Genomic DNA, 24,643 nt, shown 5'->3' on the forward strand with positions numbered 1-24,643 from the left:
CGCATCGGCCCAGGCTGTCATGGGCTGTTGCAGAGCGGCACTGCTAACGGATTCGACCGATCGGTTTTGAGTTTCTGGGGCGGCGGCTTTGACTAATGCCTGACGCTTCTCGCCACCAGGCGTGCGACGCTCGGGCCGACCAGCAGCACGATCAGGAATCGTGCCGATTGCAGCGCCATGACGAAGGAGATGTCGACGTTTTGCGCGGCGGCGGCGATGATGGCTATGCTGTCCATGCCGCCGGGGCTGGTTGCCAGATAGGCGGTCAGCGGATCGATGCCGAGCAGATGGCTGATCAAGAAGGCAAGGCCGCCGCAAAAGGCGATCAGCGCCATGATCGAGGCGATGATCTGCGGCAAGGCGCGCGTCGCATGACGCAGGATCGGCCCGGTGAAGTTCAGGCCGATCGACCAGCCGACCATCGCGTAGCTGACGGCCAGCAGCCATTGCGGCAATTGCATCTCCACGCCAAAGCCGAGATGGACGACGGTGCCGAAGATGAAGGTGCCGAGGAAGAAGGGCGAGGGCAGCCTCAGCAGCTTTCCCGCCAGGCCACCGACAACTGCGATGCCGATGGTGGCGGCGAAGGCTTGGACATCGATCGGCGGAAACCAGATGATGGCGGGGATTTCGATGCCCGATGTGTCGACCCACATCTTGGCAACGAGTGCTGCCGTCATCGAGACGAAGATGACGCGCAGATATTGCATGAAGGCGACGAGGCGCTGGTCGGCGCCGAAGGCACCGGCCATCAGCACCATGGCGGTGGCCGCACCCGGCGACGAGCCCCAGACGGCGGTGGTGCCTGGCAGGATGCGCCATCGACTGATCAGCCAGCCGAGCAGGCTGGAGGCCGTGACGGTGGCCACCACGACGCCGAGAAACAGCGGCCATTCCCGGTAGAAGACCGGAAAGATGTCGGCCGAGATCGACACCGCGACCAGGCAGCCGACGATCGCCTGGGCGGCGCCGAACAGAAGGCGCGGCACGCGCACCGTGGCGCCATTGGTGCCGGCGACGATGGCCGCCAGCATCGGCCCGATCAGCACCGCCGCCGGCAGGGCGGCGAGTTCCAGCGCGCCGGCAAACAGCAGGGAGACGATCAGCAGGGCCAGCCATTGCCAGAGCTTGCGCATCCGCGCCGTGCGCTCAAGTGTGGGCAGGTCCGGGGATGGCTGCTCGGCCGAGGAATCCATGTTCCGGTCTTAGACTCGAAGCGGGACGATGCGAACCCCGCTGCACCGAAAAAGGAAGCTGTGATGCGTGGTCTCTCAGTTAGCGAGAGCTATGCTGGTCAAATCTTCCGGGTAGGACCGGGGTCGCGGACGACCATAGTCCGTCCTCAGCAAAAGGACGTCTTCCACGATTGCCCGAGCGACAGCAACTGGGTGTCGAGTGATAGTTTCACGCGTTGGTGCCGAACAGTTGCTCGACCTCTCCGTCGCCCATGCGATCGAAATCGTCGGGGACGGAAAGCTGGCCGGCCATAAAACCGATCCGTCGTGCCTGCGCCGATGCAGGCTGGTCGATCGGCACGACTTTGACCAATGGTTTGCCCGCCTTGGCGATGATGAACGGCTCACCTTTGGCGGCCTGGTCAACGAGACGTGAAAGATTGGCCTTTGCATTGTGAATGTTCACGGTCTGCATCGCAGTTGGCTCCGTTGGCATGGCGCCGTCTGTCCTGGTCAGCCAGTCTTGCCGTCGGCCAGGCCGAAGCCGCCGACGGGGTGGGTTTCGACCTGGAATTCGAAGCCGGCGATGAACGGCCGCGCCTTGGCGATCGTCGCCTGGACTTCCGGAAGCTGCAGCGACGTCTTGTGGCTTTCGGCGTCGATCCACACTTCGGTCACCCAGATCGCATCGGCATCCGCGGGGTCGCGGGCGATAATGTAGCTCAGGCAACCCGGCAGGGCGCCGGTGCTGGCGCGCAGAAGGTCGATGACCGCGTCACGCTGGCCGCGCGCCGCCCGCATCTTGCCGATCAGTCCGTACATTCCGTTGTCTCCCTTTGAGGTTTTCGACAAGAACATGCAGATCGCCAGTATGCAGATAGCCGCTCAAGGCATCAACTGGCCGCCATTCACCTCGATCACCTGGCCGGTGATGTAGCCGCTCAAAAGATCGGAAGAGAGGAACAGATAGGCGCCGACGCAGTCCTGCGCCGTGCCCGCACGCCCCTGCGGAATCGTGGCGATCATGCCTTTCATCTGCTCGTCGGTCGAATAGCGCTCGTGGAAAGGGGTGAGAATGGTGCCGGGCGCCACCGCGTTGACGCGGATGCCGAAGCCGATCAGCTCCTTGGCCATGCCGCGCGTCACATTGGAGACGAAGGCCTTGGCCGAGCCGTAAAGCCCGGCGCCGCCGCCGGCACCATTGCGCGCGGCGATCGACGAGGTGTTGACGATGAAGCCGCCCTGTTTCTTCAGCCATGGGATCGCCTTGCGCGAGGCGGTCAGCACCGAGCGCGCGTTGAGATCCATCACCGCGTCGTAATGCGCTTCGGTCTGCTCGGCATAGGGCACGCGGCCAAGCATGCCGCCGGCATTGTTGACCAGCCCGTCGAGGCGGCCGAAATACCGCGCGCTGTCCTCGACGACGCGTTCGACATCGGCGGCAACGGAGAAATCGCCCTGGACGAGAAACACCTCGCCGCCCTTGTCGGCGATCGCCAAGCCGACCTTTTCGGCGGCGTCGCGGCTCGAGTTATAATGCAGCGCCACCTTGCATTTCTGCGCGGCATAAGCCAGCGCGAGCGCCGCGCCGATGCCGGTCGACGCACCGGTAACCAGCACCGCCTTGCCGGCAAGATCGGGTATGCTGAGTGTGGTTGTGGCTGGCACGGTTCTTCCTCCGGGATGTCGGCCCGTCCTTCGTAGGCCCTTGCCGCCCCGGTGTTCAAGCCTCACGGGCGCAGATAGGCGTAGCCCTGGCCTTGCAGTTCGGCGAGTTTGACGACGCCGCCCTTGTCGGCGGCATGGAAACCGGCGAGCAGGTCGGCGAGCGTAATATCCATGCCTTGCATGGTGTTGGCGCAGGCATGGGATTCCAGCCCCTGCCGCACCAGACCGGCGAAGCGCCCGGAAATCGCTGCCGATATGCCTTTCGACTTGAAGGCCGCCAAGGCAGGACCGTGCACGACCAGCACGATGTCGACATCGCCGCCGGTACCATCATAGTGGTTCTTGATGTTGCCGAGCACGAAGTTGACCTTTTCGACGTCGCTCAAGTGATAGGCGACCTTCTGCCTGGCAGGCTCGATGGTGGCTGCCTGCCCCGCCCCCAAGCCAAGAAGCGTTCCGGTTCCGGCAAGAACCGCGCGGAACATTTCGCGCCGGCGCATGGCATCCTCCTCGGCTTGGCGGCCCACCGCGAATTGCGTGGCCGCGGCCACAATACTAGCATAAATTGACGTTGCGTCCTGTCGATGCGGAGGAGAGATCACATGGCGTTCGGGGTGGGGGAATGGAAGACAATTGCCGGCGCCGGGTTTGGTGCGGCGCTGCTTGCCACGCTTGCCGGCTCGGCCTTCGCCGATGATGCGCTCAAGCTCGCCGAACTCAGTCCCGACGGCACTGACGCCTGTTTCGGCCGCGTCTATGACGCGGCGCACCTCAAGGCGCATCCGAAGCAGAAGGTGGGGCGGATCTTCTTCCTCTATGGTCATGATCCGGTGAGCCGTCCCAATGAGCAGCCCGCCGCAAGCTCCGACTCGTCCTATAACGGCTTCATCGCCACCACCGTGCGCGGCGCCAAGGCGCCGGAATGGGCCGGCGGCTGGTGCAATCACGAGTCCGAGGATGACACGTCCGGCCCGATCCGTTGCGGCATGGACTGCGACCGCACCATGGCCTCGCTGAAGCTCGACGAGAATGGCCGCCTGATTGTCACCGGTGTGTCCCCCGATCTTTATCTCGATGCGGGATCGGAAGACGAACTTGGCGAGGCTGAGTATGACAGGCAGGCGCTCGGCTCGGAGGACGACAATTTCCGCCTCGACCCGATGCCGGCCGCGACCTGCAAGGCGGAGTTCGCGCGCATCGATCCGATCGACCCGGCACTCGGTCCGCCGCTGCGCGAGCGGCTGAAGCCGGACCAGGCGTTCTGCTATGGCCGCGACTATGACGGATCGCACCTTGCCTCGCATCCCGACCAGCTGACGCAGTCGATCCGGGTTTTCCGCGGATCGGTCGAACTGGCGTCCTTTGCCTCGGGCGGCGACGCCGCCAACTGGCCAGACGGTGCCGATATTGCCGTTGCCGTCACCACACGGCGTAAATCGGCTGAGGTGACGCAGACCTATTCCTGCCAGGGCGAGGCCGACCAGTGGCGCTGCGCGGCGAGCTCGAAGATGAGCGATTTCTCCTGCGACATCGCGCGGAAAGAGATTTTCCTCAAGCGCGGCGCCGACGGCACGATGATGCTGGCCAATCCCAACAGCGCTCTCGCGATCGTCGACCTGTGTTCGAAGGCCGCCGACGGCAAGACCAAATCCGACGACAAGGTCTATCGGCTGCAGCCGATGCCGCAATCGGCCTGCGCGCCATGAGCCCGGACTTGTCTACATCGCCATGAAGGAATATATCTTTGCTATATCTCATCTGAGGATAGCATGATGGAAAAAGCAAAAGTGTTCTGGTCGGGGAGGTCACAAGCTGTACGCCTGCCCAAGGAATTCCGTTTCGAAACAGACGAGGTTTCGATCCGCCGTCACGGACAGACCGTTATCCTGGAACCGGTTGCGCAGGATTGGGCGTGGCTCGACCAAGTGATCGGACCACTTGATAACGATTTCGCCGAGGCAGCACTGGAACGTCAGGACGGCCAGGATAGACCCGCCTTGGATGACGTCTTCAAGTGATCTACCTGCTCGACACCAATGCCGTTATTGCGGTCATCAAGGGCGATGATGGTCTGCTGACACTACTCAAACAGCGCACGCCGCAGGATTTTGCCCTCTCGGCGATAGTGGTACACGAATTGTACTATGGTGCTGAAAAGAGCCAGCGAAGGCCCGAAAATTTGGCACGCATCGAAGCTCTGCAGTTCCCCGTCCTCGAATTTGACCGGGAAGACGCGAGACATGCCGGCGAGATTCGGGCAACGCTTGCGACGTTGGGAACTCCAATCGGTCCCTACGATGCGTTGATCGGCGGGCAGGCGCGCGCTCGGAACCTTACGCTGATGACCCGTAATGTCCGGGAATTCGAGCGGATCAAAAATCTTTCAATCGAGACCTGGTGAACCGCCTCAAGCGAACGGCACGGCCGTCGTGCCCTTCGGCAGCTTGGCCTCGTCGTCGGGCTCGACATGGATGGTGACGCGCACCGAGGGGATCTCGGCCTTCAGGGCGTCCTCGATGCGGTCGCAGATGACATGGCTGGCGCCGACCGACATGTCGGCATCGACGACCAGATGGAACTCGATGAAGGTGGCGCGGCCGGCGATGCGTGTCTTGAGGTCATGCACCTCGAGCGCGCCCTTGCAGTTGGCCGAGATGACGTCGCGGATGCGCATGTGCTCCTGCGTGTCGACGGCGCGGTCCATCAGGCCGTTCATCGACGAGCCGATGACATGCCAGCCCTGCCACAGGATGTTCAGCGCCACGAGGACGGCAAGCGCCGGATCGAGGATCTGCCAGCCGGTCAGGATCGCTCCGACGAGACCGCCGAAGACGCCGATCGAGGTCACCACGTCGGTCATGATGTGGTTGCCGTCGGCGACCAGCGCCGGTGACTTCTCGGCCCTGCCGGCACGGATCAGCGTCCAGGCCCAGAAAGCATTGATCACTGTGGCGACGCCGTTGACGGCAAGACCTTCCCAGGGCTGTTCGAGTGGCGCGGGACTCTGCCAGGACCGCCAGACCTCGTTGAGGATCAAAAGCGCGGCGAGCACGATCAGCACGCCCTCAAGCACCGCCGAGAAATACTCCGCCTTGTGATGGCCGAAGGGGTGATCCTGGTCGGCCGGCTTGTAGCTGACCTGGATCGCCCAGAAGGCGGCGACCGAGGCGATGACGTTGACGATCGATTCCAGCGCGTCCGAATAGAGCGCGACGGAGCCGGTGACGTACCAGGCGACGAGCTTCAGACCTAGCACGATTGCCGCAATGATGATCGACCAGAAGGCAAGGTTGGCGACCTTGCGCTTCGCGGCCGCCTTGGCCGCGATCGCCATTGTGTTCTCGGCTTCGGCCATGATTGTCAGGCGGCCTTTTCCTTGGCCTTGCGCGGCAGGTGGGCGACGATGTTCTCGATGATGCGCATGCCGGCATTGTGGCCGAGCGTCATGATCGATTCCGGGTGGAACTGCACCGCGGCGATCGGCTCCTTGCGGTGCTCGAAGGCCATGATGACGCCGTCCTCGGTCTCGGCCGTGACGATGAAGTCATCGGGCAACCGCACCGGGTCGGCAAAGATCGAGTGGTAGCGGCCGACGGTGACCTCCTTGGGCAGGCCGGAGAAGATGATGCCCGGCTTCGAGACGCGGATGCGCGACGGCTTGCCGTGCATCGGCACATGCAACTGCCTGAGCTCGCCGCCGTAGGCTTCGGCCAACGCCTGCAGGCCAAGGCAGACGCCGAAGATCGGCAGGTCGCGGGCGCGCGCTCGTCTGATGGTCGCGGCGCAATCGAAGTCCTTCGGCGTGCCGGGGCCGGGCGACAGCACGACGAGGTCGGGCTTCAGCCGGTCGAACACTTCCTCCGGCACCGGCGTGCGCACGGTCGAGACATTGGCTCCGGTCTGGCGGAAATAATTGGCCAGCGTGTGGACGAACGAATCCTCGTGGTCGACGAGCAGGATGTTGACGCCGTCGCCGACGCGCGCGGTGGTGCGCTCGGTACTGGCGGAATTGCCTGTCTTGGCGTCGCGGATGGCGGAGAGCATGGCGGATGCCTTCAGTTCGGTTTCGGCTTCTTCTTCCTCAGGAATGCTGTCGAAGAGCAATGTGGCGCCGGCGCGCACTTCGGCAATGCCGTCCTTGATGCGGATGGTGCGCAGGGTGAGGCCGGTGTTCATGTCGCCGTTGAAGTTGACCATGCCGATCGCGCCGCCATACCAGGCGCGCGGGCTCTTCTCGTTCTGTTCGATGAAGCGCATGGCCCACAGTTTCGGAGCGCCGGTAACGGTAACCGCCCAGGCATGAGACAGGAAGGCGTCGAAGGCATCCATGCCTTCGCGCAGCCGGCCTTCGATGTGGTCGACGGTGTGGATCAGGCGCGAATACATCTCGATCTGGCGGCGGCCGATGACGCGCACCGAACCCGGCTCGCAGACCCGCGACTTGTCGTTGCGATCGACGTCCGAGCACATGGTCAGCTCGGATTCGTCCTTCTTGGAGTTGAGCAGTTTCAGGATCTGCTCGGAGTCCGAAATGGCGTCGTCGCCGCGCTTGATGGTGCCCGAGATCGGGCAGGTCTCGACGCGGCGGCCGTTGACGCGCACGAACATTTCGGGCGAGGCGCCGATCAGATATTCGCCTTCGCCCAGATTGATGAAGAAGGAATAGGGCGAGGGGTTGATCGACTTCAGCTTGCGCGAAATCTCGGATGGCTGCGTCTCGCAGCGCTCATAGAACATCTGGCCGGGGACGACCTCGAACAGGTCGCCGCGCTTGAACGAATCCATCGCCTTGCGTACCAGATTGGCGTATTCGCCAGGTTCATGGTCGCCGCGCGGCGGGATGCGGTCAGGGCTCTTGAACGGCTCGGCGATTTCGTCGCGCGGCAACCCTTCCGTCGAAAACCCGTCGCCGGCATAGTCGTAGCGGTCGGTCCAGGCCTTGGCCGAATAATGGTCGACGACGAGGATCTCGTCGGGCAGGAACAGCACCAGGTCGCGCTGGCTTTGCTTGCGCTCGAGCTTGTAGTCGACCGGGTCGAACTGGAAGGCGAGGTCGTAGCCGAAGGCGCCATAGAGACCGAGATTGGCGTCTTCCTCGGTCTTGAACAGCGCGGTGATGGCGCGCAGGACAGTAAACACCGAAGGAACGCGGCTGCGCTCCTCCTCGGTGAACACACGGCCGGGTTTGGCGACGTCGAGGCGGATGAGCTTATTCGATGTCTCGGCGATTGTGACGTCGGCGAGGCCGCCCAGCGCCTTGCCGATGACCGGCAACAGCGCCTCGCCGCGGCGGTTCAGCGCCTCGATGCGCATGGCGCGGCCACGTGCCGAGATGACCAGCGGCGGGTCGATGATGGCGGTGTCCCAGCGCGTGTAGCGGCCGGGATATTCATAGTTCGAGGAAAACACGGCGCCCCGGCGCGAATTCAGGCCGTCGACGTAAGCGTCGATCGCGCCCGCATAGGGCCGGTCGTGGCGCTCGCGAGTGATGGTCACGCCACCCGCGGTCACGAAACTTTCCGCCCCGTTATCCAGAACCTTCATCGTCATTGCCGTCTCCATCAGCTTCTTTGGGGCAACGGACCCGGGAATGGCTTGGAAAAAACAAATGGCCGCCCGGACTTTCCGTTGCGGCCACCCTCTCTTTTCGCGCACGCGCGTTCGAACAGGCCGCTGTCAGCAGGCCCACCACCAAATGGTCTTGGTCGAACGCATATTCATGGCGAAATCCATAGCTGCGAAAGGGAGGATACGCAACTGGTTTGAAAAGCCTGTCCGGTGGCCGCCGCTTCTGCATCTCATGGCACATCGCCAGAGCCGACAGTGCGGCCTAGATTGTTTATGCAACAGCAGGAACATGGGAAAATACCAATGACCGAGCAGATCGAGCGCGCGCGCACGTTCCATTCCCTCCACGTCAAGGGAAACCCAATCGTCCTCTACAATGCATGGGATCCCGGCTCGGCCAAGATCGTCGAGAAAGCAGGAGCCAAGGCCATCGCCACCGGAAGCTGGCCGGTGGCGGCCGCCTTCGGATATGCCGATGGCGAGAAGATCCCGCTGGAGCTGGCGATCGACAACATCAGACGCATCGTCGGGTCGGTCGACCTGCCGGTGACGATGGACCTCGAGGGCGGCTACGGCGTCGCCCCGGACATCGTCGCCCGCACGGTGACGCTTGCCTTGCAGGCCGGGGCCATCGGCTTCAATTTCGAGGATCAGATCGTCGGCGGCACCGGCCTGCATGACATCACCGTGCAGGTGAAACGCATCGAGGCCGCGGCGGCCGCCGTCAGGCAATCGGGTATACCGGCTTTCCTCAACGCCCGGACCGACATCTTTCTCAAGGCGAAGCCGGATGCGCATGACAAGGCGCTGTTCGATCAGGCGATCGAACGGGCGCGGGCCTATGAAGAGGCCGGAGCGAACGGCTTTTTCGCGCCGGGCCTTGGCGATGAGGGCCTTATCGAGGCGCTCTGCAAGGCAACCGCGTTGCCGGTCAACATCATCGCGCTGGCGCATGTGCCGCCGCGCCAGCGGCTGGCCGAACTCGGCGTCGCCCGCATCAGCCACGGACCGGTGCCCTACCGGCAGATGGCGGAATGGCTGGAGGCGAAGGCGCGGCGGGCCATTTCTGGCTAGATCAATCTTCCAGCGTGCCCGACCTGGCGTCCGCGCTCTTCCTGTCGCCGACCAGCTTCAGCAGATCCTCGCCGGCGCGGATGATGCGGCGCGAGCGGCGGGTCAGGATGACGCCGCCCTGCGGCGCGAAGACTTCGGTGCGGCCATCGGCTTCGCCCGGCGCATGGACGATGGTGGCCAGCCTTGCGCCCTTGGCGACGCGGTCGCCGGGCTTCACGTCGTAGAGCACCGCGCCTGCCCGGGGTGCGGGCATCATGTCGATGTTCTCCAGGGGCGCGACGGTGCCGGTGAAGGGACCGGGCGCGGACAGGGTGCTATCGGCGATCACGCCGCGCCCCACCAGCAGGCGGTAGAGCCCTTCGGCGTCGGCGGCGGCCAGGGCACCGTCGACATCGAGGATGCCGCGATATTCGACCGTGGTGGCGACGCGGCGGTCGAGCCTTGCCACTTCGGCGGGAACGTTCTGGTAGGGCATGATCGCGGCGCTCTCGAAGGTACCATCGGTGTCCTCGCTCCACAGCACGACCGCATCGACGCCCATGGCGGCGGCACAATCGGCCATGGCCGGCCACAGGCTGGTGTGGACGTAGAGATAGGCGAGGCCCTCGTCGTCGCAATGCAGGTCGAGCACGATGTCATGGCCAAGCGACAGCTGCACCAGCCGGCTCTTCAGCCGCTGGTCGACCGTGCCAAGTGCGGTGTCGTGCAAGAGGGCTGTGTCGGGCGCGGCCAGCAGCGGAAAGCCGCGGTTGAAATTGGTGCGGGTGCCCAGATGGAAGCGGCCCTGATGTTCGCCGAAATGATATTGCGCCCGGCCGACCGGGTTGGCCCAGGGCACGATGGTGAGGTTGCCCTTGATGCGGCCTTCGGCTTCGGCCTTGTTGAGCATCGGCATCAGCGCGTCGATGGCGACGACGCCCGGCAATTCGCCGGCATGGAGCGCTGCCTGCAGATAGGCGGATGGGGCGGCCTTGTCCGCACCCGCAAAGCGGAACAGCGGGAATTCGTAGGAAACACCTTCGCTTTCGCCGGCGATGCGCTCGATCGATTTCTGCATGACGTCCTCCATCAAGAGCGACAAGACATGCCCATTTGAAGGTGCCGATGTCGATTGGTCCAGACTGCCGCGCTATGGGCGCAAGCGGCTACTCCGCGGGAGCCTGGAGAGGGATGACGGGCGCGGGGCGATCCAGCGCCTGCGACAGCACAGCGACGGTGACCGCCAGCAGGGCAAGTGCCGCGCCGACCAGCGGCAAATTGGCATAGGAGACACCGGTGGAAAGGGCCACGCCGCCGATCCAGGCGCCGCTGGCATTACCGACATTGAAGGCGCCCTGGTTCAGCGTGGCGGCCAGGTTCGGCCCCTCGGAGGCCGCCTCGACGACGCGGATCTGCAGCGGCGGCACGACGACGAAGATGAGCAGACCCCAAAGGAAGACGATGCCGATGGCAACGCTGGCTATGGCGCCGAACTGCATGAAGCCGACAAACAGCAACGCCAGCAACAGCAGGGTGCCGATGACCGTCGGCATCAGTTTCCAGTCGGCCAGCCTGCCGCCGATGATGTTGCCGATGGTCATGCCGGCTCCGAACAGCAGCAGCACCCAGGTGACCGCGGAGGTGGACAGGCCGGATACGTCGGTCAAATAGGGTTTGATGTAGGTGAAGACGGCAAACAGGCTGGCCGAGGCCAGGGCGGCGATCAGCATCGCCAGCCAGACCTGCAGTTTGCCCAGCACGCGCAATTCGCCACGCAGGCCGCCGCCGCTCGGTTCAGTGACATCGGATGGCACCAGCCAGGCGATCGCCGCGACCGAGATCAGGCCGATGCCGACCACGGCCAGGAAGGTGGCGCGCCAGCCGAGGGCTTCGCCAAGCGCGGTGCCAGCCGGAACGCCAAGGATGTTGGCCAGCGTCAGTCCGGCGAACATGAGCGCGATGGCGCTGGCGCGCTTGTTGCGCGGCACCAGGCTGGCGGCAACGACCGAGCCGATGCCGAAGAAGGCGCCATGGCCGAAGGCAGTGAAGACGCGCGCGGCCATAAGCGTCCAGTAATTGGGCGAGATGGCGCAAAACAAATTGCCGACGACGAACAGCACGGCGAGGCCAACCAGCACCGGCTTGCGCGGCAAATGCGCGGTGGCCATGGCGACAATCGGGGCGCCGAAGACGACGCCTAACGCATAGCCGGTGACCAGCAGGCCCGCGGAAGGGATGGACACGCCGAGATCGGCGGCGACCTCCGGCAGCAGGCCCATGATGACGAATTCGGTGGTGCCGATGCAGAAGGACGCAATAGCAAGCGCAAGGATCGGCAAGGGCATGGGGCGTCCAGACTGAATCGGTTCAAAATTGAGACTGCGCGAAGGACGCCACCGTTCGCAAGCTGCATTGCTGCATTGCAGCAATGCAGAAAAGAAAGGGCTTTGAAATAGGTCGCCGCTGCTCTCAAACCAGCGGCTTCAGCTCCTGGGCAATGGTCGGCAGCAATTCCGAGACATTGGGATGGATGTGCACGGCGCGCGCGAGCGTGTCGACGGGCGCTTTGGCGTACATCAGGTCGAGCACGCAATGCACCGCCTCGTCGCCACCGGGGCCGAGCACCGAGCAGCCGAGGATCTGCCTGGTGTCGGCATCGACCAGGATCTTCATGAAGCCTTGCGTCTCGCCCTTTTCGATGGCGCGGCCGACGCGGGTCATCGGCCGCTGGCCGACGAGTGCGCGACGGCCGGATTTCCTCACCGCAGCCTCGGTCATGCCGCAGCGGCCGAGCGGCGGGTCGATGTAGAGCGCATAGGCTTCGATGCGATCGCTGACCTTACGCGGATCGTTGTCGAGCAGGTTGGCGGCGACAATCTCGTAGTCGTTGTAGGAGGTGTGGGTGAAGGCGCCCTTGCCGTTGCAGTCGCCCATCGCCCAGATGCCGGGCACGCTGGTGCGCAGCTGGTCGTCGACAATGACGAAGCCGCGCCGGTCGACCTCGACGCCGGCCTTTTCCAGGCCGAGGTCGTCGGTGTTGGGCGTCCGCCCCAGGGCCAGCAGCAAATGCGAGCCGACCGCCGGCGGTTTGCCGGCCGAGAAGGTCACGGCAATATCCCCGCCCTGTTTGGCGAAGCTGATGTCGTCGGCACCGACATGGACTGTGATGCCTTCGTTTTCGAGGATCGACAGGATGGCGGCCGAGACGTCCTCGTCCTCGCGGCCGGTCAGGCGGAGGCTCTTCTCGATGACGGTGACTTCCGAGCCGAAGCGGCGGAACATTTGCGCGAATTCGAGCGAGACATAGCTGCCGCCGACGACGATGAGATGGCGCGGCAGCACGTCGAGCTCCATCATCGAGGAATTGGTCAAATAGTCGATGTCGTGGATGCCGGGCAGGTCGGGCACCGTTGCTCGGCCACCGGTGTTGAGAAAGATTTTCTCGGCGGTCAGAAGCTCGTCGCCGACGCGGACCGTGTTGGCGGATTCGAACCGAGCATGGCCACGGTAGAGCGTGCATTTGTCCATGCCTGCGATCCAGGTCTCCAGATTGGTGCGGGCGTCGATCGTCACCTTGTCCTTGCGCGCCTTGATCCTGGCATAGTCGATGCCGACCGGGCCGCCGAGCGTGACGCCATAGTCGGCCGCACGCCGCGCCAAGTGCGCGGCATAGGCGCTGGCGACCATGGTCTTGGTCGGCATGCAGCCGGTGTTGACGCAAGTGCCGCCAACCAGCTTGCGTTCGATCAGCGCCACGCTCATGCCTGCCGCATTCAGCCGGCCGGCCAGCGAAGGGCCGGCCTGTCCGGCGCCGATGACGATGGCGTCGAAGGTTTTCGTTGTCATGCCACCGCCGCTACGATCAGCAAGCCGCCGAGGATCGCCACCGCGTCCTCGATGAAGGCGGCGGGCCGATCCTTGCCGAAGGCTGCCGCCAGCCGTCCGCGTGCTTCGGCGCCGCCCAGCGTGCCGATGACAGCGCCGATGGCGCCGGCGATCAGGCCGCCGATGGTGGCGCCGCCTGTCGCGCCGATCACCGCGCCAGCGAAGGCACCCAAAATGATGCGGGCGCCGAATTGCTGCGGCACTTTCCGGCTTGGCGTAGACGGCAATTGGTCGGTGACCAGCTCGACGATGGCCAGTATGGTGAAGATGCCGACGGCTGCCCAATGGCTCATGAAGCTCGCCCAGGTGCCAGCAACCGACAGCCAGCCGAGCCAAGCGCCCCAGGCAACCGCGGCCGGCGCGGTCATGGCGCGAAGACCGGCAATGATACCGATCAGAAGTGCGAGAATGTAAAGCATCGTCGATCCCCCTCGATCGCCGGGCCAGGACAGTCCGGCAAGAGCAGGCTAGCATAGGTCCGGCATTTGACCAGCGCATGACTGCGAAAAATCCGAATGGATTTGCGCTGGTGCTGCCGGGGCGCTGGCACTTCCCCGTTCACTGCAATTGTGCTTTGGCAGTGGCGTCACATGGAGACATTGTCATGGCTGGAAGCGAGCGCGCAAGGATGGCGGCCGGCGAATGGTATACCTGCCTCGACGACGAACTGGAGGCTTTGCGGGCGATAGCGCGCGACGCGGTGTTCGAGCATAATCGCCTGCCGCCGCGTCAGCGCGGCAACCTCGGACCGGGCTTGAAGGTGCTGCTCGGCAAAGCCGGCGAGGGCGCCCGTATCGAGGCGCCGTTCCATTGCGCCTACGGTTTCAACATCTTTCTCGGCGACGGCGTCTTTCTCAATGCCGGCTGCACCATCCTCGATACGGCGAGCGTGCGCATCGGCAAGGGAACGCTGCTTGGTCCCAATGTTCAGATCTACTGCGCCGAGCACCACAAGGAGGCCAGCGGGCGGCAAGCCGGACTGGAGATCGCCAGGCCGGTCGAGATCGGCGCCAATGCCTGGATCGGCGGTAGTGCCGTCATCCTCGGCGGCGTCGGCATCGGTGACGGCGCGATCGTCGGTGCCGGTGCGGTGGTGACGCGCGACGTGGCCGCCGACACCACGGTGGTCGGCAACCCGGCGCGGGCGGTCAAGCGGGATTGAGCAGGATTGAACAGATCAGCAGGAAAGTGCCATGCGCTCGTCCCTCTGATCGGGCCGCCTGGAGAATTCGCGCCGGTATTGCGCCGGCGATGTCTTGAGCCGCGCGGCGAAATGCTGGCGCAGCGAGGTGGCGCTGCCGAAGCCGGCCTCGAAGGCCACCATGTCCATCGACTTTTCCGTCGCCTCCAGCAGCCGCTGCGCCAGTTCTATCCGCTGACCGGTCAGCCATTCGCCGAAACTGGTGCCGATCGATTTCTGGAAGCGGCGGGTGAAGGTGCGCCTTGTCAGACCGGCGGCATCGGCGACGCTGTCCAGGCTGTGCCTCTCTCCGAGCGTCGCGCGAACCGCGTCGAGGGCTTGGGCGAAACGGTCGGCATCCGCGCTCCTCGCCACCGGATGCTCGATGAACTGTGCCTGCCCGCCCTGCCGATGCGGGGAAAGCACGATCTGACGGGCGAGCCGCAGGGCGGCTTCCGCGCCATAGCGGGCGCGCACGATGTGGAGACAGCAGTCGAGACCAGCGGCGACGCCGGCCGATGTCACGACATCGCCATTGTCGACATAAAGCACCGTGGCATCGACGGTGATGTCGGGGTGGAGTGTTTGCAACTGTTCGGAATAAGCCCAGTGCGTGGCGGCACGGCGGCCCGACAGCAACCCGGCTGCGGCGATGGCAAAGGTTCCGAGGCACAGCCCGACAATCAAAGCGCCGCGCCGGTGTGCCTGGCGCAGCGCCTCCATCAGCAGCGGCGACGCCGGCTCGCCGAGATGATGCCAGCTTGGGATAATGACGATGTCGGCGCCATCAAGCCCTTCGAGCCCATGTGGGGCGGCAACGGTCAAGCCAGCCTCGGTGTGGATCGGGCCGGCCTTGACCGCGCAGATGCGGAAGTCGAAGCGCGGCAGACCAAGCGCCGTCCTGTCCTCACCGAACACCAGGCACGGCACGGAAAGATGGAATGGGCTGATGCCGTCGAAGGCGAGGACGGCAATGATCGGGTCGGTCATGGGTGCCTCCAGCGAGTGAGCGTGGATTGTCCCAATTCTTTCGGATGATGTCAATCGGGCCACTTTCAGCGGCCCGGCGGTCCGCCTATTTTCGGCCCATCGCATTCAAGCAGGAAAGGAAAACACAATGTCTGACCCAGCCAACACCACGCCACGACGGGCGCTGATCGTCGTGGATGCGCAGAACGACTATGACGGCGGCAATCTCGCCATCCAGCATCCGCCATTCCGCGACAGCGTCGTCAATGTGGCGCGGGCGATGGATGCGGCGGCAGCGGCCGGCATCAAGGTGGTGGTCATCAAGCAGATGGCGCCGGAGACATCGCCGATCTTCGCCAAGGGCAGCCATGGCGGCGAACTGCATCCCGAGATCGCCAGGCGCGAGCGCGACCACTATGTCGAAAAGAACCTGCCCAGCGCCTTCACCGGCACCGATCTCGAGGACTGGTTGCGTGCCAACGCCATCGATACGATCACGGTGGTCGGCTACATGACGCACAATTGCGACCTGTCGACCATCATACACGCCGTGCATATGGGCTTTGCCGTCGAGTTCCTGTCCGACGCCACCGGCTCGGTGCCTTACGCCAACAGCGCCGGCTACGCCTCGGCCGAAGAGATCCACCGCGTGGTCACGATCTTCCTGCAGTCGCGCTTCGCCGCCGTGCTCAAGACCGCCGAATGGGTCGAGTGCCTGAAGACCGGCGCTCTGCCGGAACGCGATACCATCTTCGGCTCCAACCAGCGGGCGCTGTCGCGCAGTGCTGCTTAGGACTGTCCGAAAAGAGAAAAGGGCGCCGCATCGCTGCGGCGCCCTTTTTGTCGAAACTGCAAAATCTCAGAACAGGCCTTCGATCTGACCCATTTCGTTGAGGAAGATCTTCTCCGAGGACGGCGCCCTGGGTAGCCCTGGCATGGTCATGACCTCGCCACAGATGATGACGACGAAGCCGGCACCAGCCGAAAGCCTGACTTCGCGCACCGGAACGGTGTGGCCGGTCGGCGCGCCGCGCAAATTCGGGTCGGTCGAGAACGAATACTGGGTCTTGGCCATGCAGACTGGGAGGTGGCCGTAGCCGGCCTGCTCCCAGGCGTGCAACTGGTCGCGCACCGACTTGTCGGCAATCGCCTCCGAGCCGCGATAGATGCGCTGGACGATGGTGTTGATCTTCTCGAACAGCGGCATGGCATCGGGATAGAGCGGCGCGAACTGCGAGGCGCCGGATTCGGCCAGCGCCACCACCTTGTTGGCGAGGTCCTCGATGCCGGCCGAGCCATGGGCCCAGTGCTTGCACAGGATGGCTTCCTCACCCATCGAAGCGACATAGTCCTTCATCGCCTGGATCTCGGCGTCGGTATCGGAATAGAAATGGTTGATGGCCACCACCGCCGGCACGCCGAACTGGCGGATGTTCTCGATGTGGCGGCCAAGGTTGGCGCAGCCCTTCTTCACCGCTTCGACGTTTTCCTTGCCGAGGTCTTCCTTCTTGACGCCGCCATTCATCTTCATGGCGCGCACGGTGGCGACGATGACGGCGGCCGCTGGCTTCAGCCCAGCCTTGCGGCACTTGATGTCGAAGAACTTTTCCGCACCGAGATCGGCGCCGAAGCCGGCTTCGGTGACGACATAGTCGGCAAGCTTGAGCGCCGTCGTGGTGGCGACGACCGAGTTACAGCCATGCGCGATGTTGGCGAACGGGCCGCCATGCACGAAGGCCGGGTTGTTCTCCAGCGTCTGCACCAGGTTCGGCTGCATGGCGTCCTTCAGCAGTACGGCCATGGCGCCGTCTGCCTTGAGGTCGCGGGCATAGACCGCAGACTTGTCGCGACGGTAGGCGACGATGATGTCGCCGAGGCGCCTTTCCAGGTCCTTCAGATCGGTGGCCAGGCACAGGATGGCCATGACTTCCGAGGCGACGGTGATGTCGAAGCCGCCCTCGCGCGGAAAGCCGTTGGCGACGCCGCCGAGCGAGCAGATGATTTCGCGCAGCGCACGGTCGTTCATGTCCATGACGCGGCGCCAGACCACGCGGCGGTTGTCGATACCGAGCTCATTACCCCAGTAGATGTGGTTGTCGATCAGCGCCGACAAAAGGTTATGCGCGGTGGTGATGGCGTGGAAGTCGCCGGTGAAGTGGAGGTTCATGTCCTCCATCGGCACGACCTGCGCGTAGCCGCCGCCGGCAGCACCGCCCTTGACGCCGAAGTTCGGGCCGAGCGAGGCCTCGCGGATGCAGACGATCGCCTTCTTGCCGATGCGGTTCAGGCCGTCGCCGAGGCCGACCGTGGTCGTCGTCTTGCCTTCGCCGGCCGGCGTCGGGTTGATGGCGGTGACGAGGATCAGCTTGCCGTCCTTGTTGCCCTTCACCGACTTGATGAACTCGGCGGAGATCTTGGCCTTGTCGTGGCCATAGGGCAGCAGATGCTCGGTCGGGATGCCGATCTTCTGGCCGATCTCCTGGATCTGCTTTTTCCTGGCGCCGCGCGCGATCTCGATGTCGGACTTCACTTCGGCCATGACGGCTTTCCTCTGGATTGGACGGTGGAGGGGACGGGTTTGATGTCACTCGCAAGCAGGTTGGAACCGGGCGCGGGCATGTTCTAACCCTGTCGCTGCCGCGGCGTCAACTTGTATGCAACTAAGTTTCCTATAGAGAAAATTCCTCTGCGGACCGGCCGACCTGTCATCGGTTCTTCCTAGCTCCGTTGCCGCGCCGTATAGAAGCCAGAGGACGCGTCGTTCCGCCGTCTCAAAACAGCCGCACAATGCACGGAATGCGACAGAGGCGACGGCGCAAATTCGCCATCGCGTGGTGCCCAATGGAACAGCGTTACTGAGTCAGCACGTTGCTGATTTCGACCATGTTGGAGCGCACCCTGAGCACGTAGAAGCCCATTGTCGTCAGGTGCGTCGGCAGGATCCAGCCGTCCTCGCGGCCGTTGGCGATGATGAAGGGCTGGATGCGCAGCGCCGAGACGAACTGCGAGTCCATCGTGTCCCACAGGTTCTGCAGATGCTTTTCCTTGATGACGTCGTCGAAGTCCGCCTGGGCGCCCTTCATCAGGCCGTAATAGCCGTAGAGCTGGCCATAGGCGAACCAGAAGCGGTCGTCGGCGCGGAAATCGAACCAGCCATTGTTGTGGTTTTCAGCTCGTTCCTTGAGGATCGCCGAGGTCGAGCCGATGTCGGACGAGATACGGTCGATATATTGTTTCAAATTGTCGGCGCGGGCGTCGAACGTCGCCTGGCAGGTGGCAAGGCGAGCGTTGAAGGAACGCAGCATGCGGACGGCATCGCGATAGTAGCTTGGCGTCGGCGTCTTGGGGCCGAACGGGTTCAGGCCGAAATACCAGGTCTCCTCGTCGAACTGCAGATTGCCGCGGGCATTCTGCAGATCGCTGTCGATCTGCGAGGTGGTGCGCACACGGCCGAGATTGTCGGCGAGTTCGGTCGCGGTGCGCCGCACTGCCTGGTTGATGCCGCGCTGGAACGAGGCCTTGTTATCCATCCACGGCGTGTTGTCCCAGTCGATGCCGAACAGGCCGAGCTTGTAGAGGATCATCGACGAGATCCAGGCATTCTGGTTGACGTTGAAATCGGTCAGGTCGGCCGCCACCTGGGCGATGCCGGAGTTGCCGCAGGTCTTGGCCGTGTCGGTGCCGGAGCCCGCAGAGAGCTGTTCGCCGGCGGAGACGTTACGTTTCTCGAAAGTGTATGTGTCGGGGTAGTTCGGGTTGAAATTGTTCCACCACTGGGTGGCGTAGAAGAAATTGGCGTAGAGGCCGATCAGCACCAGCAAAGCCAGGCCGAGCGCCGCCTTGAGGATCCAGCCGCGCTGCGTGTACCAGCGCCCGGCCCACAGGAACGGCCACAGGATCGCGCCGATCACAAGCCCAATGCCGCGGCCGATCCACTGGAAAATCCGGGTGAAGAAGTTCACGATCGGATCGAGCATGGCAATGTCATCCCCTCAAAGCACGATGCCAAAAAGTTGCAGACTTTTTGGATAACATCATGCGCCAAAACAGTAAGTTAGAACGAAGTGACGGTTCATTTCGTTCTAGTCAGTCAGACCGTAAAGGCGTGTGCGAAACGCCACCTTGTCCTTCAAATATGTGGTTTTGAGAACGTCCACAACATGCGATCGCCAGGCGTCGCTGAAGCCGTCATAGTCCTTGTAGAAGCCCTGCTTGTTGAAGATGTAGCGCGAGACGAAGTCCGACGGCACGAAATCCGAGATCAGCCGGTTGGTCAGCCAGGCGTCGGGATGATCGGGCTTGGCGCGGATCACCAGGAAGCGCTGCTGCGGGAAGACATCCTCGATCTTGAGGTGGCCGAGCTGGGCGATCTCGCGCTTGGCGGCGTTGAGAAAGGGAAAGTTGCCGTCTTTGGTGATCATGTCGGCATGGCTCTGGATCCAGGTCTGCAGCCAGACCTTGTCGACGTCGGTCAGGTTGCGGTTCGGGTCGGCGTCCCGGATCAGCGCGCGCACCACCATCTCGGCGCGATGCTCGAGATAACCCGATGTCTCGACCCAGGAGGCGCGCGGCAGCTCGATGCGCCCGGTGGTGGCGAGGAATTTGAACACCTTGTCGGCATCGCTGATCGAGATATAGCTCACTTGCCACGGTCGCGAACGGCGGAAACCGGGAGCCGCCGGATCGCTGATCACGGTCGTCATATCAGGGTCGACGAACACGTAGAGGCCGCCGAAATGGCTGGTCCAGTAGGCGTTGTGGCGGAAGATCACCTGGTCGGGCACCAGCGCGTTCTCGCGGATGTCGCCGCAGATCTTGGCGAGCTCTACCATGCGGGTCAGCATGGCGTTGTCGCGCCAGGCGTCGGGCTCCTGCTTCAGCCGGTCGACGAGCTTGCCGAGTTCGGCGGCCTTGCCCAGCACATTCTCGGCCGACAGCACCTTGAACTCGACCTGGCTGATCGACAGCAGATCCTCGATGTCGTTGACCTTGGGAATGGAATCCTCGATCTCGCCGTAGATCACGTCCTTGATGGTCAGCGCGTCGATGGCGCGCTGGTTCTTGGACATGAACTCGAACATCAGCTGCGAGGTGTTGGAGAAGGCCGTGTGCACCACCGGCAGGTCGATCTGCGACGGCGTCAGGATGATGAAGCGGCGGTTGACCTCGTTGGGATCGAGATAGTCGTAGTCGCCGCATTCCTCGGCCACTTCGGGCGAGAAGCCGGTGCGGTCGATCTGAAAGCTTTTCAGCTTGGTGGGGTTCAGGCCGAACGCGGCGAGCGCTTTGTTGTAGCGCTGGATCAAGTGCGACTCGTCGACCGTCAGCAGCCGGCCATAAATCAGCTCATTGTCGCGCAGCAGATCGGGTTTCTTGGCGGTCATGTGGAAGGCTCCGAGGAGCTTTGCTTGGAGGGACGAAGCGCCAACGCTGACGCCCCCCTCTCCCCGTTCTTCACGGGGAGAGGGTAGGGGTGAGGGGCGGCGCTAACGGTCAAGAACATGCCTCCCCATAGCCTTTGGCGGCAACAAATCGAAGCTCGTGCGTTTCGATATGGTGTGCGAGACGTCCCCCGATCGCGGCCAGTATGGTGTCAAGTACAGCTTCCCGATCCTTCAAGACATCGACATTCCAGAAGCGGAGGACCGACCAATCATTTGAAACCATGAAGCGATCCCTGGCCTGATCATACTTATTGCCGGCATGCTGACTGCCGTCGACTTCGACAACTAGATGGCACTTCCTGCAGGCAAAATCGGCAAAATAGCTGCCTATCGGAAACTGCCGCACGAATTTATGGCCGTTCAGTCTGCGGTCACGCAATTCGAGCCAAAGTGCGTTCTCAGCGTCGTTGTCCGACTGGCGCAGACGTCTCGCTCGACCCGTTGTCTCAATTTCTGGTCCACGCATGCGCTGCCCCTCACCCTTACCCTCTCCCCGTGAAGAACGGGGAGAGGGGAGCGTCAGCGTTGGCGCCTCGTCCTTCGGCATCGCGATTGCAACTTGTCGATTGATGACGAGGATTCACAAGGGACGGAACGTCACGCATTCCAAAGCCCCTTCTTCTTCATCTCTTCCATCTCCCGCGCAGCCCGTTCGCGCAGGCGCGCGTCGCGCAGCAGTTTTTCCACGGCGGAGTCGTCGGACTTGTCGGAATAGCGGAACTCAGAGTCGGCGTAGCGGTTGATCTCCTGCATGACCATGTCCATCGAGAACGGCCCGCGCAGTTCCTCGATCATCGCTTTCTTCTCGTCGTAGCCCTTGTGCATGAAGACTTCCGGCTTCTCGAACCAGTCGTCGGGAAGTTCGATGTCCATGGCGCGCATCTTGATGGCGTCGGTGACGTTCTTGATGGCACGGCCGGTGAAGCGCGGTTCGGCATCCTTGATCAGGTGCAGATAGGTGCCGATGTCTGCCATCGATTTCGGCGCGCCGTTCTCCTTCATGTAGCGTTCGTAGACCTTCATCAGCCCGTCTTCCCGCGGTTTCTCGTGCTCCTCATAGGCCTCGGTCACGGCGCGCTGGATTTCCTGCGCGGCGTAGAGCTTATGGTCGCCGAGCGGGATCTTGTGGTTCTTGCCGGCAAGCAGCACGAAGATGTCGATGTAGTCGTCGCGGCTCTGTGGCCCGTCGACCAGCCAGCGGGCGCCGGCGCGCTGGCGCAGCGCGTCGTCGACGTTCTCGGGATAGTTGGAGAACATGCCGAACGAGCAGTTACCGCGCACCACGGTGGCGGCGCCCGCGAAGGCGTCCATCAAGACGCCGGTTATCTCCTGCTGGCCGGCCGAGGCGCGGTCGTCGGAGCGGCGCGCCGCCACCTGGTCGATGTCGTCGATGGTGCCGAAGCCGATGACGCGCGGGTTCAAGACATTGTTGATGAACTGGCGGCAGTTCTGGCCGGATTTGCCCTGATAGGACGAGATCTGGTCAACGCCGAAATTCTCATAGGCGAAGGGATAGCCGGCGACCTGGCAATAGCCGTTGACGAGGCCGGCGATCATCTGGATCAGCGTCGTCTTGCCGGTGCCGGGCGCGCCGTCGCCGATGAAGGTGAACAGGAAGCCGCCGAGCTCGACGAACGGGTTCATCTCGCGCTCGAAGTCGTAGGCCATCAGCATCTTGGCGAGCTTGACCGACTGGTACTTGGCAATGTGGTTGCCGACGACCTCCTCCGGCTTCTTGAAGGTCATCACCAGCGGCTTGGAGCGCTTGCCCGGCGCGACGTCGAAACCATCGAGGGTGAAGTCGTCGGCATCGATACGGATATGGGCGTTCTCGAACGGGCCGATGCCGTCGAAGCGGCCCTTGCGCGCCAGAAGCCCGTCGATGGCGACGCGGGCAAAGGCGCGCGCCCGGGTCATCAAGTCGGCGTCGTCGGACGATCCTGAGATCGCCTTGTCGAGGCCAGCGAGGATCGACTTCACCGCATCCTGCGGCGTGTCGAACAGGAAGTCGGGCTCGGGGATATCGTTGGGCGCCTCGCCGTCGCTGTCGATCAGCTGGAACAGATAGGAGGCGAGGCTGAAGGCGGAGATGTAAGCCGAGGCCGACAGAAGCTTCTTGAAGGTGGACGCCTCGTCGCCTTCGAGCGGGGCGCGGGTGTTCTTGGCCTGCAGGCTTTCGAGGTCCGAGCCTTCGGCGAAAACATCAGATATTGCGAGCGCGATCGCCGTGCCGCGCCGGGCGCGGAACAGGAGCGTGTGCTGCGGGATGGTCAGCAACTGGTCGTCGGGATGGACGGCGCCGACGGTCTTGGCTAGCTCGACTTCGCGCGTGCGGCGCACCGAACCGACCGAGACGGTCGAGACGAAGCGGCGGTTGGTGCCGGCAAGTGCCGTGCCCGATTCGCGTGACGGATCCTCCAGCACGACGATGCGGGTGATGAAGCTTTGCGCGGTTGCGCGGTGCTTTTCGATCGCAGCTTCCGGTATGGTGGTCAGGCCGGTATCCATGAAGGTTGCTCCGTGGTGTGACGGTCAGACGTCTGAGATGACCTGCCCGTTGGACAGGATGTGAACCTTGTAGCCGGCAAAAATCTTCTGCGCCTCGCCGACGGCATAGAGCGCCTGATAGGCCTCGTGCGGGATCAGCGCGTGGTTTTCGTAGCTCGACACGCCCTGGCGGGCGGCTTCCAGATCGTCGGTGTTGATGAAGAATTCCTGCGTTGTCTTCTCGCTTGAAAACAGCCCCTTGCGGCCCGGCTTCTCAGCCTTGGAATAGACCTCCTGGATGGTCCAGGTGAGCAGCCAGGCATTTTCGGGCTTGCGCACCTTGGCGAGCACCTCGGTCACCGTCGAATTGTTGTCGGTAATGCCAGCCGAATAGAATGGTCCGAGCACGACGCGGCGCAGCTGCTTGGGATGCAGCGGCTCGAAATCCTTGTCGAGGTTGACCGCGATGGTCGCCGGCGACAGGGTATAGGCGGAGTTCTTCTCGGTGAAATCGTCGAAACGGTGGGCGAGCTCGGGATTGAGCAGGCCGTCGACCGGCAGCGGAATGTCGATCGTCTCGTTCAGTTTGCCGTTTCTGTCGACAAGCTGTCGGACCATGTCTTCGGAAGAATCCTCCACCGTCACCATGTAGACCAGAGGCAGGTTGGCGCTGCCGTCGAACGTCGCCCAGTGGACGAGATAGTAGGGACGCCCCGTCTTCGGGTTGACCGAGACCTTGGCCGTTTGCGCCAGGGTGAACGGGCCGAACGTGTTTTCGCTCTTCACGTCCTCGAGATAGAGCCTCTCGGCCATCGACTTCTGCAGCGCCTCGGGGAATTCCTTGTGGCGCAGGATGAAGTCGGCCATCTCCTCGCGCAACTCGCCGGCCAGCGGAATGTTGGCCAGCCGCGCATCGGCCTGGCGGCGGTCATTTTCCAGTTCGAGCAGGTTCTGGAAGACCGGGAAGCCGCTTTCGGCCCGCGAAATGCGGAACGTGTCCATGAAGCCCAGCCGGTTGCGCCAGCAGGCGAATGACTTGTCGAGCCGGGCGATGTATTCGGCGACGATCTTGGCGACGATGCCATGCCGGTACAGCGGCGAGCGATCGTCGCGCATGAACACTTCAAGGCCACTGAGCGCGGCCGTGATGGCGGAGAAATACCGTGCCGCCGCTTCGTTTTCGCGGGTCATGCTTGTGTGCTCGCGGGCAGTCC

General features: G+C 63.4%; 24 protein-coding genes. 6 read left to right on the forward strand and 18 right to left on the reverse strand.

All coding sequences use genetic code 11. From position 1 onward, the window contains the following. Positions 1–92: 92 nt before the first annotated feature. The 5 genes from NKH19_RS19100 to NKH19_RS19120 all read right to left on the reverse strand — a co-directional run bounded on the left by NKH19_RS19100 (position 93) and on the right by NKH19_RS19120 (position 3,343). Complete coding sequence (locus tag NKH19_RS19100; protein WP_352865980.1) at positions 93–1,196, reverse strand: AbrB family transcriptional regulator; 1,104 nt, start codon at positions 1,194–1,196, stop codon at positions 93–95. Between the two features lie 208 nt (positions 1,197–1,404). After that, positions 1,405–1,650 carry a type II toxin-antitoxin system Phd/YefM family antitoxin gene (locus NKH19_RS19105; protein ID WP_352865982.1) on the reverse strand — a complete coding sequence of 82 codons (246 nt, stop codon included), beginning with the start codon at positions 1,648–1,650 and terminating at the stop codon, positions 1,405–1,407. Positions 1,651–1,688: 38 nt separating this feature from the next. Then, on the reverse strand, positions 1,689–1,997 hold the full coding sequence (locus NKH19_RS19110; RefSeq protein WP_352865984.1) for a putative quinol monooxygenase: 309 nt from the start codon (positions 1,995–1,997) through the stop codon (positions 1,689–1,691). Between the two features lie 63 nt (positions 1,998–2,060). After that, the gene (locus tag NKH19_RS19115; RefSeq protein ID WP_352865986.1) at positions 2,061–2,843 is read right to left on the reverse strand and encodes an SDR family NAD(P)-dependent oxidoreductase; all 783 of its coding nucleotides are present in this window, start codon (positions 2,841–2,843) and stop codon (positions 2,061–2,063) included. Positions 2,844–2,905: 62 nt separating this feature from the next. Beyond that, positions 2,906–3,343, reverse strand: coding sequence for a DsrE family protein (locus tag NKH19_RS19120; RefSeq protein WP_352865987.1), 438 nt, complete (start codon positions 3,341–3,343; stop codon positions 2,906–2,908). A 102-nt stretch (positions 3,344–3,445) separates the two neighbouring features. Here NKH19_RS19120 and NKH19_RS19125 point away from each other — a divergent pair, with 102 nt between their 5' ends. From NKH19_RS19125 to NKH19_RS19135, 3 genes are all read left to right on the forward strand, one after another. Beyond that, complete coding sequence (locus NKH19_RS19125) at positions 3,446–4,549, forward strand: hypothetical protein (RefSeq protein WP_352865989.1); 1,104 nt, start codon at positions 3,446–3,448, stop codon at positions 4,547–4,549. A 66-nt stretch (positions 4,550–4,615) separates the two neighbouring features. Beyond that, positions 4,616–4,861: an antitoxin gene (locus NKH19_RS19130; RefSeq protein WP_352866090.1), complete on the forward strand. Its 246-nt coding sequence runs from the start codon at positions 4,616–4,618 to the stop codon at positions 4,859–4,861. Further along, positions 4,858–5,244 (forward strand): type II toxin-antitoxin system VapC family toxin, encoded by a 387-nt coding sequence (locus tag NKH19_RS19135; RefSeq protein ID WP_352865991.1) that lies wholly within the window; start codon positions 4,858–4,860, stop codon positions 5,242–5,244. Before NKH19_RS19130 ends, NKH19_RS19135 begins: the two co-directional genes overlap by 4 nt. A 6-nt stretch (positions 5,245–5,250) precedes the next feature. Here the strand turns inward: NKH19_RS19135 and NKH19_RS19140 are convergent, their stop codons facing one another. Both NKH19_RS19140 and NKH19_RS19145 read right to left on the reverse strand, forming a co-directional pair. Next, complete coding sequence (locus NKH19_RS19140) at positions 5,251–6,198, reverse strand: cation diffusion facilitator family transporter (RefSeq protein ID WP_352865993.1); 948 nt, start codon at positions 6,196–6,198, stop codon at positions 5,251–5,253. Positions 6,199–6,203: 5 nt separating this feature from the next. Then, positions 6,204–8,393 carry an anthranilate synthase gene (locus NKH19_RS19145; RefSeq protein WP_352865995.1) on the reverse strand — a complete coding sequence of 730 codons (2,190 nt, stop codon included), beginning with the start codon at positions 8,391–8,393 and terminating at the stop codon, positions 6,204–6,206. Positions 8,394–8,714: 321 nt separating this feature from the next. Between NKH19_RS19145 and NKH19_RS19150 the strand changes: the two genes are divergently transcribed. After that, positions 8,715–9,485: an isocitrate lyase/PEP mutase family protein gene (locus NKH19_RS19150; protein WP_352865998.1), complete on the forward strand. Its 771-nt coding sequence runs from the start codon at positions 8,715–8,717 to the stop codon at positions 9,483–9,485. Between the two features lies 1 nt (position 9,486). Here the strand turns inward: NKH19_RS19150 and NKH19_RS19155 are convergent, their stop codons facing one another. From NKH19_RS19155 to NKH19_RS19170, 4 genes are all read right to left on the reverse strand, one after another. Next, a complete protein-coding gene (locus NKH19_RS19155; protein WP_352866000.1) occupies positions 9,487–10,542 on the reverse strand; it encodes a M14 family metallopeptidase in 1,056 nt (351 codons plus the stop codon). A gap of 88 nt (positions 10,543–10,630) precedes the next feature. Then, positions 10,631–11,809, reverse strand: coding sequence for an MFS transporter (locus NKH19_RS19160; protein ID WP_352866002.1), 1,179 nt, complete (start codon positions 11,807–11,809; stop codon positions 10,631–10,633). A 124-nt stretch (positions 11,810–11,933) separates the two neighbouring features. Then, positions 11,934–13,310, reverse strand: a complete 1,377-nt coding sequence (locus NKH19_RS19165) for an FAD-containing oxidoreductase (protein WP_352866005.1) — start codon at positions 13,308–13,310, stop codon at positions 11,934–11,936. Then, positions 13,307–13,768, reverse strand: coding sequence for a DUF4126 domain-containing protein (locus tag NKH19_RS19170; protein WP_352866008.1), 462 nt, complete (start codon positions 13,766–13,768; stop codon positions 13,307–13,309). The genes NKH19_RS19165 and NKH19_RS19170 overlap by 4 nt, the downstream gene beginning before the upstream one ends. A 185-nt stretch (positions 13,769–13,953) precedes the next feature. Between NKH19_RS19170 and NKH19_RS19175 the strand changes: the two genes are divergently transcribed. Continuing rightward, the gene (locus tag NKH19_RS19175) at positions 13,954–14,511 is read left to right on the forward strand and encodes a sugar O-acetyltransferase (protein ID WP_352866010.1); all 558 of its coding nucleotides are present in this window, start codon (positions 13,954–13,956) and stop codon (positions 14,509–14,511) included. Between the two features lie 15 nt (positions 14,512–14,526). Here NKH19_RS19175 and NKH19_RS19180 read toward each other — a convergent pair whose 3' ends face one another. Continuing rightward, complete coding sequence (locus tag NKH19_RS19180; RefSeq protein WP_352866013.1) at positions 14,527–15,519, reverse strand: GlxA family transcriptional regulator; 993 nt, start codon at positions 15,517–15,519, stop codon at positions 14,527–14,529. 127 nt (positions 15,520–15,646) lie between these two features. Between NKH19_RS19180 and NKH19_RS19185 the strand changes: the two genes are divergently transcribed. Beyond that, positions 15,647–16,291 (forward strand): cysteine hydrolase family protein, encoded by a 645-nt coding sequence (locus tag NKH19_RS19185; protein ID WP_352982629.1) that lies wholly within the window; start codon positions 15,647–15,649, stop codon positions 16,289–16,291. 66 nt (positions 16,292–16,357) lie between these two features. Here the strand turns inward: NKH19_RS19185 and NKH19_RS19190 are convergent, their stop codons facing one another. From NKH19_RS19190 to NKH19_RS19215, 6 genes are all read right to left on the reverse strand, one after another. Then, entirely contained in the window at positions 16,358–18,037 is a 1,680-nt protein-coding gene (locus NKH19_RS19190) for a formate--tetrahydrofolate ligase (RefSeq protein ID WP_352866019.1), read from the reverse strand. 313 nt (positions 18,038–18,350) lie between these two features. After that, entirely contained in the window at positions 18,351–19,475 is a 1,125-nt protein-coding gene (locus NKH19_RS19195) for a DUF2333 family protein (RefSeq protein ID WP_352866021.1), read from the reverse strand. Positions 19,476–19,580: 105 nt separating this feature from the next. Continuing rightward, positions 19,581–20,882 carry a DUF6638 family protein gene (locus NKH19_RS19200; protein WP_352866023.1) on the reverse strand — a complete coding sequence of 434 codons (1,302 nt, stop codon included), beginning with the start codon at positions 20,880–20,882 and terminating at the stop codon, positions 19,581–19,583. Between the two features lie 109 nt (positions 20,883–20,991). Next, positions 20,992–21,408: an endonuclease domain-containing protein gene (locus NKH19_RS19205; protein ID WP_352866025.1), complete on the reverse strand. Its 417-nt coding sequence runs from the start codon at positions 21,406–21,408 to the stop codon at positions 20,992–20,994. Between the two features lie 131 nt (positions 21,409–21,539). Then, complete coding sequence (locus NKH19_RS19210; RefSeq protein ID WP_352982631.1) at positions 21,540–23,450, reverse strand: AAA family ATPase; 1,911 nt, start codon at positions 23,448–23,450, stop codon at positions 21,540–21,542. 24 nt (positions 23,451–23,474) lie between these two features. Then, entirely contained in the window at positions 23,475–24,620 is a 1,146-nt protein-coding gene (locus NKH19_RS19215; protein ID WP_352866029.1) for a hypothetical protein, read from the reverse strand. Positions 24,621–24,643: the final 23 nt, after the last annotated feature.

Source organism: Mesorhizobium sp. M1338, assembly GCF_040318045.1.
Lineage (GTDB): Bacteria > Pseudomonadota > Alphaproteobacteria > Rhizobiales > Rhizobiaceae > Mesorhizobium.

Coding starts and splice junctions, on each gene's coding strand:
- NKH19_RS19110 (WP_352865984.1), bottom strand. CDS start 1,997: ATGTACGGACTGATCGGCAAGATGCGGGCGGCGCGCGGCCAGCGTGAC.
- NKH19_RS19150 (WP_352865998.1), top strand. CDS start 8,715: ATGACCGAGCAGATCGAGCGCGCGCGCACGTTCCATTCCCTCCACGTC.
- NKH19_RS19160 (WP_352866002.1), bottom strand. CDS start 11,809: ATGCCCTTGCCGATCCTTGCGCTTGCTATTGCGTCCTTCTGCATCGGC.
- NKH19_RS19195 (WP_352866021.1), bottom strand. CDS start 19,475: ATGCTCGATCCGATCGTGAACTTCTTCACCCGGATTTTCCAGTGGATC.
- NKH19_RS19155 (WP_352866000.1), bottom strand. CDS start 10,542: ATGCAGAAATCGATCGAGCGCATCGCCGGCGAAAGCGAAGGTGTTTCC.
- NKH19_RS19180 (WP_352866013.1), bottom strand. CDS start 15,519: ATGACCGACCCGATCATTGCCGTCCTCGCCTTCGACGGCATCAGCCCA.
- NKH19_RS19185 (WP_352982629.1), top strand. CDS start 15,647: ATGTCTGACCCAGCCAACACCACGCCACGACGGGCGCTGATCGTCGTG.
- NKH19_RS19210 (WP_352982631.1), bottom strand. CDS start 23,450: ATGGATACCGGCCTGACCACCATACCGGAAGCTGCGATCGAAAAGCAC.
- NKH19_RS19120 (WP_352865987.1), bottom strand. CDS start 3,343: ATGCGCCGGCGCGAAATGTTCCGCGCGGTTCTTGCCGGAACCGGAACG.
- NKH19_RS19140 (WP_352865993.1), bottom strand. CDS start 6,198: ATGGCCGAAGCCGAGAACACAATGGCGATCGCGGCCAAGGCGGCCGCG.
- NKH19_RS19170 (WP_352866008.1), bottom strand. CDS start 13,768: ATGCTTTACATTCTCGCACTTCTGATCGGTATCATTGCCGGTCTTCGC.
- NKH19_RS19145 (WP_352865995.1), bottom strand. CDS start 8,393: ATGACGATGAAGGTTCTGGATAACGGGGCGGAAAGTTTCGTGACCGCG.
- NKH19_RS19175 (WP_352866010.1), top strand. CDS start 13,954: ATGGCTGGAAGCGAGCGCGCAAGGATGGCGGCCGGCGAATGGTATACC.
- NKH19_RS19190 (WP_352866019.1), bottom strand. CDS start 18,037: ATGGCCGAAGTGAAGTCCGACATCGAGATCGCGCGCGGCGCCAGGAAA.
- NKH19_RS19100 (WP_352865980.1), bottom strand. CDS start 1,196: ATGGATTCCTCGGCCGAGCAGCCATCCCCGGACCTGCCCACACTTGAG.
- NKH19_RS19215 (WP_352866029.1), bottom strand. CDS start 24,620: ATGACCCGCGAAAACGAAGCGGCGGCACGGTATTTCTCCGCCATCACG.
- NKH19_RS19165 (WP_352866005.1), bottom strand. CDS start 13,310: ATGACAACGAAAACCTTCGACGCCATCGTCATCGGCGCCGGACAGGCC.
- NKH19_RS19125 (WP_352865989.1), top strand. CDS start 3,446: ATGGCGTTCGGGGTGGGGGAATGGAAGACAATTGCCGGCGCCGGGTTT.
- NKH19_RS19105 (WP_352865982.1), bottom strand. CDS start 1,650: ATGCAGACCGTGAACATTCACAATGCAAAGGCCAATCTTTCACGTCTC.
- NKH19_RS19130 (WP_352866090.1), top strand. CDS start 4,616: ATGGAAAAAGCAAAAGTGTTCTGGTCGGGGAGGTCACAAGCTGTACGC.
- NKH19_RS19200 (WP_352866023.1), bottom strand. CDS start 20,882: ATGACCGCCAAGAAACCCGATCTGCTGCGCGACAATGAGCTGATTTAT.
- NKH19_RS19205 (WP_352866025.1), bottom strand. CDS start 21,408: ATGCGTGGACCAGAAATTGAGACAACGGGTCGAGCGAGACGTCTGCGC.